The organism is Thermomonas sp., from assembly GCF_041905325.1.
Taxonomy (GTDB): domain Bacteria; phylum Pseudomonadota; class Gammaproteobacteria; order Xanthomonadales; family Xanthomonadaceae; genus Thermomonas.
This window is the reverse complement of record NZ_JAYRLK010000005.1, coordinates 88,762-100,208: the sequence shown is the minus strand read 5'-3', so window position 1 is coordinate 100,208 and position 11,447 is coordinate 88,762. Positions and strand designations below refer to the sequence as shown.

The following is an 11,447-nucleotide window of genomic DNA, read 5'->3' as shown; positions in this document are numbered from 1 at the left end:
TTGATGTGCTACGTGCTGCGTATACAGCCCGAACGCACCCCCGAGGCCCCGATGAAACAACGCCCCGAACCCCTGCCGAAATACGACGCCGCCGTCGCGATCGACGCACTTGCCCATGTGTTGTCGAAGCTCGATGGCGCCGAAGAGGTGCGCGCCTTTCTCGATGACCTGTGCACGCCGGCGGAGCTGGAGGCGATGGGCGACCGCTGGCGGGTGGTGCCGCAGCTGCTGCAGGGCGTGCCTTACCGCGAAATCCACGAGCGCACCAAGGTCAGCGTGACCACCATCGGCCGGGTGGCGCGCTGCCTCGAGCGCGGTGCCGGCGGCTATCGGGTCGCCGCGAGCCGGCTGGGCCTGGCCAACACTTCTTCCTGAGTTCCCACGATGACCACTGCAACGACAACCGCCGGGCGTGATCGCCTGCGCATCGCCATCCAGAAAAACGGCCGCCTCAGCGAGCCGGCGCGCGCATTGCTCGCATCCGCGGGTTTGAGCTGGCGAGAAAGCCGCGACAAGCTGTTCTGCTACGGCGAGTCCCTGCCGGTGGACCTGTTGCTGGTGCGCGACGATGACATTCCCGGCCTGATCGCCGACGGCGTCTGCGACCTGGGCGTCGTCGGCCGCAACGTGCTGCTGGAGCAGGCCGGCGAGCGCGCCGAGGCCGGCAAACCGGCGGTGTTCCGCGAATGGCGCGCGCTGGGCTTCGGCGGCTGCCGCCTGTCGATCGCCGTGCCGGAAGGCTGGGACTGGCAGGGGCCGGCGCAACTTGCCGGCAAGCGCATCGCCACCACCTATCCCAACCAGCTGCGCGCGTGGCTGCGCACCCAGGGCGTGGAGGCCGAGACCGTGGTGCTCAACGGCTCGGTGGAAATCGCGCCGCGCCTGGGCCAGGCCGACCTGATCTGCGACCTGGTCTCCAGCGGCGCCACGCTGGCCGCCAACCAGCTCAAGCCGGTGCTCGACATCCTGCGCAGCGAGGCGGTGCTGGCTGGCCCGGTGGCGCCGTTCGGCGATGTCCGCGCCGAGCTGGCGGACCTGCTGCTGCGCCGCATGGACGGCGTGCTGCGCATCCGCGACAGCAAGCTGCTGCTGTTCCAGACCCCGCGCGAGGCGCTGCCGCAGGTGCTGCAGCTGCTGCCGGACGCCGAGCCGCCGACGATGTGCGCGGTGGATGGCAGCGAAACCCTGGCGTTGCAGGCGCTCTGCCACGGCGCGATGACCTGGCAACGGCTGGAAGACCTCAAGCGCGCCGGCGCACGCGGGCTGATGGTGCTGCCGGTGGAGCGGATGCTGGCATGAAGCGGATCGACTGGAATGCGCTGGACGCAGGCGAACGCGCCGCGGTACTGCAACGACCGACGCAGGCGGTGTCGGAAACGCTGCGCGAAGGCGTGCGCGCGATCTTCGAGGCGGTGGCCACCCGCGGCGACGATGCGTTGCGCGACTTCACCACGCAGTTCGACGGCGTCCGGCTGGAGGATTTCGAAGTCGGTGCCGCGGAGTGCGATGCCGCCGCCGCGCAGGTGACGCCTGAGGTGCAGGCGGCGATCCTGGAGGCGGCTGCGCGCATCGAAGCCTTCCACCGTGCCGGCATTGCGCAAGCTTACGAAGTGGAAACCGCGCCGGGCCTGCTGTGCCAGCGCGTGCAGCGCCCGATCCGCCGGGTCGGCCTGTACGTGCCGGCGGGCAGCGCGCCGCTGCCGTCGACCGCGCTGATGCTGTGCATCCCGGCGCGGCTGGCTGGCTGTAGCGAGGTCATCCTGTGCACGCCGCCACGCGCGGATGGCAGCGCCGATCCCGCCGTGCTGCTGGCGGCGCGGCAGGCGCCGGGCGTGCGCGTGTTCAAGCTCGGCGGCGCCCAGGCGATCGCCGCGATGGCGCTGGGCAGCGCCAGCGTGCCGCGCTGCGACAAGCTGTTCGGCCCGGGCAACGCGTGGGTGGACGAAGCCAAGCGGCAGGCCGCGCAGCGGCCGGGCTGCCTCGCCATCGACATGCCGGCCGGCCCGTCGGAAGTGCTGGTGATCGCCGATGCCGGCGCCAACGCCGCGTTCGTCGCCGCCGACCTGCTGTCGCAGGCCGAACACGGGCCCGATTCGCAGGTGCTGCTGCTGACCGACAGCCCTGCGCTGCTGGACGCGGTAGCGACGGAGGTCGATGCCCAGCTGGCCGCGCTGCCGCGGGCGGACATCGCCCGCCGCGCGCTGGAGGCGTCCAGGCTGGTGCTGGTGCGCGACATCGCGCAGGCCATCGCCATCAGCGATGCCTACGCGCCGGAACACCTGATCCTTGCGCTGCGCCAGCCGCGCGAATGGCTGCCGCACGTGCACAACGCCGGCAGCATCTTCCTCGGCGACTGGACGCCGGAAGCCCTGGGCGACTATTGCAGCGGCAGCAACCACGTGCTGCCCACCGGTGGCGCCGCGCGGGCGTGGAGCGGGCTGTCCGTCGCCAGTTTCCAGAAAGCCATCACCGTGCAGGAAGCCAGCCGCGCCGGGATCGCCAGTGCGGGACCCTGCGCCGCCACGCTGGCGCACGCGGAAGGCCTGCAGGCGCATGCGCGGGCGGTGGAGTTGCGACTGGAGCAGGCCGCATGAGCGCGACCGTGAATGCGCTGCTGCGCGAGGACCTGCGGGATTTCGCTGGCTACAAGTCGGCGCGCAGCGAAGCGCTGGCCGGCTCGGTCTGGCTGAACGCCAACGAGTCCGCGTGGGCCAACGGCAGCGATGCCGACGGCCGCCTGCGTCGTTATCCGCAACCACAGCCGGAAGCGCTGTGCGCGCGGCTGGCGGCACTGTACGACGTGGCGCCGGCGCAACTGCTGGTCGGGCGCGGCAGCGACGAGGGCATCGATCTGCTGCTGCGTGCCTTCTGCATGCCGGGCCGTGGCGCAATTGTCATTGCGCCGCCGGTGTTCGGGATGTATGCGGTGTGCGCGCGTCTGCACGGGGCGAAGATCGTCGAGGTGCCGCTGCGCGAGACCGGGGCCGGTCTGTGCGCGGACCTGCCGGCGATGGGCGATGCCGCGCTGGCCAGCGCCGCCTCGCTGCTGTTCCTGTGCTCGCCGGGCAATCCGTCCGGCGAACTGCTGGAACTGGACGCCATCGCGGCGCTTGCGCAGCGCCTGCGCGGACATTGCCTGGTGATCGTGGACGAGGCCTACATCGAGTATGCCGATGCACCCTCTGCGACCCGCCTGCTGGAGCAGCACGACAACATCGCCGTGCTGCGCACGCTGTCGAAGGCGCATGCGCTGGCCGCTGCGCGGGTGGGCTGCGTGCTCGGCAACCCGCAACTGATCGCGGCGCTGCGCCGCGTGCAGGCGCCGTATCCGCTGCCGCAGCCCGTCGTCGATGCGGCGCTGGCGGCGCTGGCACCGTCGGCACTGGCGCTGACCCGCAGCCGCATGGCGGCGGTGTGCGAGGCGCGCGCCCGGCTGGCCGATGGTCTGCGCATGCTGCCGCAGGTGCGGCGGGTCTATCCTTCGGCCGGCAATTTCCTGCTGGTGCGGTTCGCCGACGCGGACGCCGCGTTCGCCGCGCTGCTGTCGGCCGGCGTGGTGGTGCGCGACATGCGTGCGATGGCGCAGCTGGGCGATGCACTACGCATCACCGTCGGCAGCATGGAGGAATGCCGACGCGTGCTCGCCGCGCTGGAAGCGGCACGCATGGAGGTGGCGGCATGAGCCTGCAGCCGATCCTGTTCGTGGACCGCGACGGCACGCTCATCGAGGAGCCCGCCGACTTCCAGATCGATGCGTTCGAGAAGCTGCGCTTCGTTCAGGGCGTGATCCCCGCGCTGTTGAAGCTGCGCGATGCCGGCTACCAGTTCGTGATCGTCAGCAACCAGGACGGGCTGGGCAGCGAGGCGTATCCGCGCGCCGCATTCGACGGCCCGCACGCGCTGATGCTCCAGGTGTTCGAAAGCCAGGGGATCGTGTTCCGCGACGAACTGATCGACTGCAGCCTGCCCGCCGACAACAGCCCGAACCGAAAGCCCGGCCTGGGCATGATGACGGCCCTGCTGCAGGACCGGAGCATCGACTGGGCGCGCAGCGCGATGGTCGGCGACCGCCAGACGGACCTCCAGTTCGCCGACAACCTGAAGATCCGCGGCTTCCAGCTTGCCACCGCGCAGTTCGGTGGCGACTGGGACTGGGCCGGGATTGCGCATGCGCTTGCCGATGCGCCGCGCCAGGCGACGGTCGTGCGCAACACCAAGGAGACCAAGGTCCGCGTCGAAGTGGATCTGGACCGTGTGGCCGAGCCACAGGTCGCCACCGGGCTGGCGTTCTTCGACCACATGCTGGAACAGATCGGCAAGCACGGCGGCTTCGACCTGCGCATCCGTTGCGAAGGCGACCTGCATATCGACGAGCATCACACGGTCGAGGACACCGCGCTGACGCTGGGGCAGGCGCTGCGCGAAGCGCTGGGCGACAAGCGCGGGATCGGCCGCTACGGCTTCACCCTGCCGATGGACGAATGCCTGGCCAGCGCCGCGCTGGATTTTTCCGGGCGGCCATACTTCGTGTTCGAGGGTGCGCTGCGCCGCGAGCGCGTGGGCGACCTGCCCACTGAACTGGTGCCGCATTTCTTCCGCTCACTCTGCGATGCCGCAGGCTTGAACCTGCATCTGAGCGTGCAGGGCGAGAATGACCACCACCAGATCGAAGCCTGCTTCAAGGCGCTGGCGCGGGCACTGCGACAAGCCATCCGGCGTGAAGGCGCCGAGCTGCCTTCGACCAAGGGCCTGCTGTGATGGACACCGCGGTGATCGACGCCGGCGGGGCCAATTTCGGCTCGGTCTGCTACGCGCTGGAACGGCTCGGCGCGCGCCCGCGCGTCGTGCGCGATGCCGCTGGCCTGGCGGACGCGCCGCGGGTACTGCTGCCCGGCGTGGGTGCGGCCGGGCCGGCGATGGCGCTGCTGCGCGAGCGCGGTTTCGCCGAGGTGCTGCCGGCGTTGCAGGTGCCCCTGCTGGGCATCTGCCTGGGCATGCAGCTGCTGTTCGAATCCTCCGAGGAAGGCGGCGTGGACTGCCTTGGCCTGTTGCCCGGGCGGGTGCGGAAACTCGCCGGCGGGCCGGGCCTGCGGGTGCCGCACATGGGCTGGAACACACTCGAGCAGGTCGCCGCATCGCCGCTTCTCGCCGGCATCGGCAGCGAAGCGCGCGCCTATTTCGTCCACGGCTATGCCGCGCCCGTCACCGCGGATTGCATCGCCGCTTGCCGCCACGGCGAACGTTTCGCGGCGGTGGTTGCGCGTGGACGCGTGGCCGGCGCGCAGTTCCACCCCGAGCGCTCTTCCGCCACCGGCGCGCGGTTGCTGGCCAATTTCCTGCAATGGAACCCGACATGAGCTTCACCGTCTATCCCGCCATCGACGTGCGCGACGGCCGCGTGGTGCGGCTGCGCCAGGGCGATTACGCCGACGAAACGCGCTACGGCGACGACCCGCTGGCATTCGCCGTGCGCTACGCGCAAGCCGGTGCCAAGTGGCTGCACCTGGTCGATCTGGACGCGGCCAAGGCGGGCGGTTACACCCTGCTGCCGCTGCTGCGCGACATCGTTGCTCGCACCGGCTTGCGGGTGCAGACCGGAGGCGGCGTGCGCTCGCGTGAAGACGTGGCGATCCTGCTCGATGCCGGCGCCGCGCGGGTGGTGATCGGCTCGCTGGCGGTGCGCGCGCCCGGCACCGTGGCGGAATGGCTGGCGGATTTCGGTGGCGACCGCATCACCGTCGCGCTGGACGCCAGGCAGGACGAGGCGGGGGCGTGGCGCCTGCCGGTGCACGGCTGGACGCAGGTCGCGGAGGAGACGCTCGACGAGGTGCTGGCGCGTCATGCCGATGCCGGGTTGGTCCATCTGTTGTGCACCGACATCGCCCGTGACGGCATGCTGGCCGGGCCGAACATCGAGCTGTATCGGCGCCTGTGCGAACGCCACCCGGACCTGCGCGTGCAGGCCAGTGGTGGTATCCGCGACGTGGCCGATGTCGGCGCCGCGCGCGCGGCCGGTTGCGCCGGCGCGGTGCTGGGCAAGGCCCTGCTGGAAGGCCGAGTCGACCTGCGCGGGGCGCTGGCATGCTGAGCCGCCGCATCATCCCGTGCCTGGACGTGCGCGATGGCCGCGTGGTCAAGGGCGTGCGCTTCCGCGACCATGTCGACATGGGCGACATCGTCGATCTGGCGCTGCGCTACCGCGATGCCGGCGCCGACGAACTGGTGTTCTACGACATCGCCGCCAGCCCCGAAGGGCGCAGCGTGGCGCGCGACTGGGTGGAGCGGGTGGCCCGCCTCATCGATATCCCGTTCTGCGTGGCCGGCGGGATCCGCAGCGTCGAGGATGCGCGCGCGGTGCTGCGCGCAGGCGCCGACAAGATTTCCATCAACACGCCGGCGCTGGAGCGGCCTGCGCTGATCACCGAGCTGGCCGAGGCGTTCGGCGTGCAGTGCGTGGTGGTGGGCATCGATTCGGTGTGCGAGGACGACGGGCAATGGCGGGTGCGCAGCCACACCGGCAGCCCGGATGCGATGCGCGCCCCCGGCCGCCTGACGCTGGACTGGATCATCGAAGCGCAGCGGCTGGGCGCGGGCGAGGTCGTCCTGAACTGCATGGGCAGCGACGGCGTGCGCGCCGGTTATGACATCGAGCAACTGCGGGCAGCACGCGCCGTGTGCCAGGCGCCGCTGGTGGCATCGGGCGGCGCCGGCGCGATGTCGCACTTCGCCGAGGCCTTCGTCGAGGCGGATGTGGACGCCGCGCTGGCGGCCAGCGTGTTCCACTCCGGTGCGATTGCAATTCCGGAACTCAAGCAATTCCTGCATGGGCAGGGCATCGAGGTGCGGCCATGAGCACGACGACATTCGACATCGACGCACTGGCATGGGACAAGCAGGCTGGCCTGCTGCCGGCCATCGTGCAGGACGCCGCCACGCTGCGCGTGCTGATGCTGGGCTACATGGACCGGGAGGCGCTCGGCGTCACGCTGACGAGCGGCAAGGTCACGTTCTTCAGCCGCAGCAAGGGCCGGCTGTGGACCAAGGGTGAGGCGTCCGGCCATGTGCTGGAACTTGTATCCATCGAGGCCGACTGCGATGCCGACACCCTGCTGGTGCAGGCGCATCCGCACGGCCCGACCTGCCACCTGCAGCGCGCCAGCTGCTTTCCGGCCGCGCCTGCGGACGGATTGGCCGAACTCGATGCGCTGATCGGTCAGCGCGAGCGCGAGCGCCCGCAGGGCAGCTACACCACGAAGCTGTTCGAGTCCGGCGTCCGCCGCATCGCCCAGAAGGTGGGCGAGGAGGGCGTGGAAACCGCGCTGGCGGCGGTGGCGCAGGACGAAGCCGCGTTGCTGGGCGAAGCCGCCGACTTGCTGTACCACCTCACGGTGCTGCTGCGCGCGCGCGGGTTGTCGCTGGAGGATGCCAGGCGCGTGCTGGCGGCACGGCGCGGCTGACCCCGGCCCGAGGCGGCCACCGGCTCAGGCGGTGGTGAGCGAGTGCCGCACGCAGTTGCGGCCGTCGTCCTTGGCGCGGTAAAGCGCCTGGTCGGCAAGGCGGATGATCTCATCCGGTTGCAGCGAGCTGTCACGTTCGATGGCATGCACGCCGATGCTGGCGCTGAGATGCACGACGTGGCCGTGGCTGTACACGGTGGTCAGTTGAACGCGTTGCCGGAGTGCCTCGGCGGCCTGCAACCCGGCTTGCGAATCGGCACCCGGCAACACCACCACGAATTCCTCGCCACCGAACCGTGCCGCCAGCCCGTTGCGCGACTGCGCCACTTCCTCGATGCAGCGGGCAGCGGCGATCAGGCAGTCGTCGCCGGTCTGGTGGCCGTACTGGTCGTTGATGCGCTTGAAATGATCCAGGTCCAGCAGCAGCAGGGCCAATGGTTGGCCCTTGGCCATGCGGGCATCCAGTGCCTGCTGCAGGGCTTCGTGGAAATGCCGCCGGTTGTACACGCCGGTCAGCGGGTCGCGCCGGCTGTATTCCCGCAGTTGCACATTGGCTTCGCCCAGTTGCGCCATCGCCGTTCGCAACTCGCGGGTCCGGTCGATCATGTTGCGCTCCAGCCGCTCGTTGGTTTCCTGCACGATGCGGATGTTCTCCTCGCGCAGGCTGGCGTAACGCCGCCCCAGCGCCAGCGACAACAGCAGCAGCTCGAGCGCGGAGCCGATCTGCACGCCGTATTGGGTCCAGAAGCTTTGCGGCAGGATGCCGAATGCCAGCAGGGTGAAGGCCACGGTGCCGGTGAGGAACATCGACCATGCCAGCAGGAACAACAATGCCGGCCGGTAGCCGCGATGCAGCATCACCAGCGAGGCGGTGATGATCCAGACGATGCCCAGCAGCACGGCACGCGATGCGATCGGGGTGGCGACGCTGTAGGGCAGCCATGTCGAGGCCACCCCCAGCATCGCGAAAAACGCCACCAGGCACAGGCAGGCGATGTTGCCGGCCGGCCAGCGTTCGGGCAGGTTGAGGAAACTGCGCGAGAACATCTGCATGCCCATCAGCGCCAGGCAGATCGACAACGGCACCGAGGCATCGGCCATCCAGGCCGAGTTGGGCCACAGCAGTTCGAAACCGTAGCCATTGAGGGTGAACAACACCATCCCGAACGCGCAGGTGTGCAGCAGGTACCAGAAATAACTGGCGTCGCGCAGCATCAGCCACAGCACCAGGTTGTAGCAGAGCAGCGCCAGCACGATGCCGTAGTACAGGCCATTGGCGAATTGGGCATCGCGCAGCAGTTCGGTGAACGCTTTCGGCGAATACAGCACCAGCGGCACCTGCATCGAGCTTTCGCTTTGCACCCGCAGCAGCATCTCCACCCGTTCGCCGGCGGGCAGGTCGAGCCGGAAATTGGGATGGCGATAGCGGATATAGCGGTCTTCGAACGGCACGTGGTCGCCGCCATCCTGATGCTCCACATGGCCATCCGGATACCGCAGGTACAGGTCGAGGTTGTCGCTCAGCGCGTATTCCTGCACCAGCAGCCAGCGGCGCTCGTCGTGCTGCAGGTTCTCGATCGGCAGATAGAACCAGTACGCGCCGGATTGGAAGCCGAACGCGGGGTTGCCATCCGGCAATGGCGCGAATTGGCCGTCATGCGCATGCGCGAATGCTTGCTCGGGGTCGGCGGTGGCGGTCTTGTCGTGCCAGTAGCGCAACGTCGGCGACAGCGGGAAGCTGGAATCGCCCGCGTTCAATTGCAGCGCGTCCCCCGTCGCGGAGGCGGGCAGCGCAACAGCCAGGCATGCCAGCAACGCCAGCAGGCAGGCGGCCAGCGAATGCCGGAATGCAAAGAACAGACGGGTCCCCATTCCGGCATTCTAGTGCAGTGACGCCGGCCTGCGCATAATGGGAAGATGCGTATCTTCCTGAGCCTGTGGGCCCTGCTGGTCCTGTCGTTCCCGGCGTGGTCGGCCCCTCTTGCGTGTGTCCCGGTGGATGTCGAGGCCGGCCAACCCTTGCCCCGTGCCGATGGCTGGCGTGGCCCGGGGTGCATCGACTACCGGCGCGTGCCGGCGTCGGTGGCCGGTGCGTCCGCGCAGGTACTGGTATTCGGCGACCCGCAGGTGAAGTCGGCCGAGGATGTCGATTATTTCCGCCGCGACATCGTGCAACCCTTGCGGGGCAGGTATCCGGCGCGGCTGGGGTTGACCCTGGGCGACCTGGTGGATGATGTGCCGGCGCTGCTGCCGCAGGTCAGGCAGGTGACCGAAAGCCTGGGCGTGCCGTGGATGCATGCCCCCGGCAATCACGACATCGACCGCGGCGCGAGCAGCGACGCCGCCGCCCTCGGTGCCTTCCACCAGACCATCGGTCCGGATACCCGGGCACGGCAAACGCCACTGGCCAATGTCGTGGTGCTGGATGACGTGATCACCCTGCCGGGGCGCAAGCCTGCCTACATCGGTGGCTTCCGCGAAGACCAATATGCGTTCCTCCAGCGCTGGTTGCCCACCCTGGACAAGGACCAGCTGCTGGTGCTGGCCATCCACATCCCGCTGTTCGACGAGGTGGACAAGCAGAATTTCCGCGCCGCCGACCGTGCCCGCCTGTTCGCCCTGCTGGCCCCGTTCCCGCATGTGCTGGTGCTGAGCGCGCACAGCCACAACCAGCGCCACGTCTTCCATGCCGCCGCCGACGGCTGGCAGGGGGCCGTGCCGTTGCACGAGTTCAACCTGGGGGCGGCCTGCGGCTCGTACTGGTCGGGGGCGAAGGATGCCGAGGGCATTCCGGATGCGCGCATGGACGACGGTACGCCGAATGGGTACGCCGTTCTCACCATCAAGCCGGCAGGCGCTTATGCGCTGGAATGGCACGCGGCGCGCGACGCCGGCGATACCCAGATCGGCCTGCACGTCCCCAAGGTACTGCGGCGCGGCGCCTATCCGGCCTGGGGCGTGTTCGCCAATTACTACATGGGCGATGATGCATCGACGCTGGAGTTCCGCGTTGATGGCGGCGCGTGGATGCCGATGAAGAAAGTGCGGCTGCCCGATCCGGGCATGGTCGAAGAAAACATGCGCGACGACCTCACCGCCACCCTGCGCGGTTACGACCGGTCACCGGAGGCCGCGATTTCCCCGCACCTGTGGCGCGGCGCATTGCCCACCCAGCTCGCCGCCGGCCACCATCAGGTGGAAGTTCGCGCGTTCGACCGCTGGCGCGGCGAGTTGCGCGCCAGTACCGGTTACGAATTGCTGGAATACCAGCCCTGACTGCACTCAGGGCGTGATGTCGGCGAATGATTCCACCCGCAGATGCCCACCTGCGGCCTCGCCCAGGCGCGGCTGCGGGTAGTCTTCGCGGCGGTCCAGCAGCACCGTGCGCAGGCCAGCGTCACGAGCGGCGTCGAGTTCTGCCACCACGTCGGAGAGAAACAGGATCTCGGCCGCCGGTTGCGCCAGCTGCGCGGCGATGCGGCGATAGCTGCCGGCCTCGCGCTTGCCGCCCACCTCGGTATCGAAGAAACCGGAAAACAGCGGTACCAGATCGCCGGCGTCGGTATGCGCGAACAGCAGTTTCTGCGCCGGCACCGAGCCGGAGGAATACACCGCCAACCGATGCCCGACGGCGTGCCAGGCCCGCAGCGCGGGGGCCACGTCGGGGTAGAGCGGGGCGGTGAAGTCGCCGTCCCGGTAGCCGGCTTGCCACACCATGCCTTGCAGCGCCTTCAGTGCGGTGTGCTTGCGATCGGCGTCGATCCAGCCTTGCAGGGTTTCCACGATCACCGCGTCCTGGCAGGCCCCGGCGGATATCTCGATGGCCACCTGGTCCAGCCAGCGGCGCACCTCGGGCTGCTGGCCGTGTGCGTGCACGAAATCGGGCAGGGCCGCGCGCGCATACGGGTACAGCACGTCCTTGACGAAGGAAATGCTGGAAGTGGTGCCTTCGATGTCGGTGAGAAAGGTGGTCATGGCGTGGCGGGTGTC

At 69.3% G+C, this 11,447-nt stretch carries 12 protein-coding genes; 10 read left to right on the top strand and 2 right to left on the bottom strand.

The genetic code is table 11. From position 1 onward, the window contains the following. The first annotated feature begins 51 nt into the window (after positions 1–51). Genes ACE3OK_RS07310 through hisIE form a run of 9 tightly spaced genes read left to right on the top strand, consistent with a single transcriptional unit; the run spans position 52 to position 7,457 of the window. A complete protein-coding gene (locus tag ACE3OK_RS07310; protein WP_374248879.1) occupies positions 52–375 on the top strand; it encodes a YerC/YecD family TrpR-related protein in 324 nt (107 codons plus the stop codon). 9 nt (positions 376–384) lie between these two features. Continuing rightward, on the top strand, positions 385–1,299 hold the full coding sequence (gene hisG / locus ACE3OK_RS07305) for an ATP phosphoribosyltransferase (protein WP_374248878.1): 915 nt from the start codon (positions 385–387) through the stop codon (positions 1,297–1,299). Next, entirely contained in the window at positions 1,296–2,594 is a 1,299-nt protein-coding gene (gene hisD / locus ACE3OK_RS07300; protein ID WP_374248877.1) for a histidinol dehydrogenase, read from the top strand. The genes hisG and hisD overlap by 4 nt, the downstream gene beginning before the upstream one ends. Beyond that, positions 2,591–3,682 (top strand): histidinol-phosphate transaminase, encoded by a 1,092-nt coding sequence (hisC, locus tag ACE3OK_RS07295; RefSeq protein ID WP_374248876.1) that lies wholly within the window; start codon positions 2,591–2,593, stop codon positions 3,680–3,682. The genes hisD and hisC overlap by 4 nt, the downstream gene beginning before the upstream one ends. A gap of 2 nt (positions 3,683–3,684) precedes the next feature. Continuing rightward, the gene (gene hisB / locus ACE3OK_RS07290) at positions 3,685–4,758 is read left to right on the top strand and encodes a bifunctional histidinol-phosphatase/imidazoleglycerol-phosphate dehydratase HisB (RefSeq protein ID WP_374249015.1); all 1,074 of its coding nucleotides are present in this window, start codon (positions 3,685–3,687) and stop codon (positions 4,756–4,758) included. After that, on the top strand, positions 4,755–5,357 hold the full coding sequence (gene hisH / locus ACE3OK_RS07285; protein ID WP_374248875.1) for an imidazole glycerol phosphate synthase subunit HisH: 603 nt from the start codon (positions 4,755–4,757) through the stop codon (positions 5,355–5,357). Before hisB ends, hisH begins: the two co-directional genes overlap by 4 nt. After that, a complete protein-coding gene (hisA, locus tag ACE3OK_RS07280; RefSeq protein ID WP_374248874.1) occupies positions 5,354–6,088 on the top strand; it encodes a 1-(5-phosphoribosyl)-5-[(5-phosphoribosylamino)methylideneamino]imidazole-4-carboxamide isomerase in 735 nt (244 codons plus the stop codon). The genes hisH and hisA overlap by 4 nt, the downstream gene beginning before the upstream one ends. Beyond that, positions 6,082–6,852: an imidazole glycerol phosphate synthase subunit HisF gene (gene hisF, locus ACE3OK_RS07275; RefSeq protein ID WP_374248873.1), complete on the top strand. Its 771-nt coding sequence runs from the start codon at positions 6,082–6,084 to the stop codon at positions 6,850–6,852. The genes hisA and hisF overlap by 7 nt, the downstream gene beginning before the upstream one ends. Next, positions 6,849–7,457 carry a bifunctional phosphoribosyl-AMP cyclohydrolase/phosphoribosyl-ATP diphosphatase HisIE gene (hisIE, locus tag ACE3OK_RS07270; protein ID WP_374248872.1) on the top strand — a complete coding sequence of 203 codons (609 nt, stop codon included), beginning with the start codon at positions 6,849–6,851 and terminating at the stop codon, positions 7,455–7,457. Before hisF ends, hisIE begins: the two co-directional genes overlap by 4 nt. Positions 7,458–7,481: 24 nt before the next feature. Here the strand turns inward: hisIE and ACE3OK_RS07265 are convergent, their stop codons facing one another. Further along, on the bottom strand, positions 7,482–9,329 hold the full coding sequence (locus ACE3OK_RS07265) for a diguanylate cyclase (protein ID WP_374248871.1): 1,848 nt from the start codon (positions 9,327–9,329) through the stop codon (positions 7,482–7,484). A 45-nt stretch (positions 9,330–9,374) separates the two neighbouring features. Between ACE3OK_RS07265 and ACE3OK_RS07260 the strand changes: the two genes are divergently transcribed. Then, positions 9,375–10,733 carry a calcineurin-like phosphoesterase C-terminal domain-containing protein gene (locus ACE3OK_RS07260; RefSeq protein WP_374248870.1) on the top strand — a complete coding sequence of 453 codons (1,359 nt, stop codon included), beginning with the start codon at positions 9,375–9,377 and terminating at the stop codon, positions 10,731–10,733. 6 nt (positions 10,734–10,739) lie between these two features. On the opposite strand, the gene mtnC is transcribed toward ACE3OK_RS07260, so the two are convergent. Beyond that, on the bottom strand, positions 10,740–11,432 hold the full coding sequence (mtnC, locus tag ACE3OK_RS07255) for an acireductone synthase (RefSeq protein WP_374248869.1): 693 nt from the start codon (positions 11,430–11,432) through the stop codon (positions 10,740–10,742). Between the last annotated feature and the right edge of the window lie 15 nt (positions 11,433–11,447).

Excerpts from the sequence above, each read along its gene's own strand:
- ACE3OK_RS07310 (WP_374248879.1), top strand. The coding sequence starts at position 52 with ATGAAACAACGCCCCGAACCCCTGCCGAAATACGACGCCGCCGTCGCG.
- hisG (WP_374248878.1), top strand. The coding sequence starts at position 385 with ATGACCACTGCAACGACAACCGCCGGGCGTGATCGCCTGCGCATCGCC.
- hisD (WP_374248877.1), top strand. The coding sequence starts at position 1,296 with ATGAAGCGGATCGACTGGAATGCGCTGGACGCAGGCGAACGCGCCGCG.
- hisC (WP_374248876.1), top strand. The coding sequence starts at position 2,591 with ATGAGCGCGACCGTGAATGCGCTGCTGCGCGAGGACCTGCGGGATTTC.
- hisA (WP_374248874.1), top strand. The coding sequence starts at position 5,354 with ATGAGCTTCACCGTCTATCCCGCCATCGACGTGCGCGACGGCCGCGTG.
- hisF (WP_374248873.1), top strand. The coding sequence starts at position 6,082 with ATGCTGAGCCGCCGCATCATCCCGTGCCTGGACGTGCGCGATGGCCGC.
- hisIE (WP_374248872.1), top strand. The coding sequence starts at position 6,849 with ATGAGCACGACGACATTCGACATCGACGCACTGGCATGGGACAAGCAG.
- ACE3OK_RS07265 (WP_374248871.1), bottom strand. The coding sequence starts at position 9,329 with ATGGGGACCCGTCTGTTCTTTGCATTCCGGCATTCGCTGGCCGCCTGC.
- ACE3OK_RS07260 (WP_374248870.1), top strand. The coding sequence starts at position 9,375 with ATGCGTATCTTCCTGAGCCTGTGGGCCCTGCTGGTCCTGTCGTTCCCG.
- mtnC (WP_374248869.1), bottom strand. The coding sequence starts at position 11,432 with ATGACCACCTTTCTCACCGACATCGAAGGCACCACTTCCAGCATTTCC.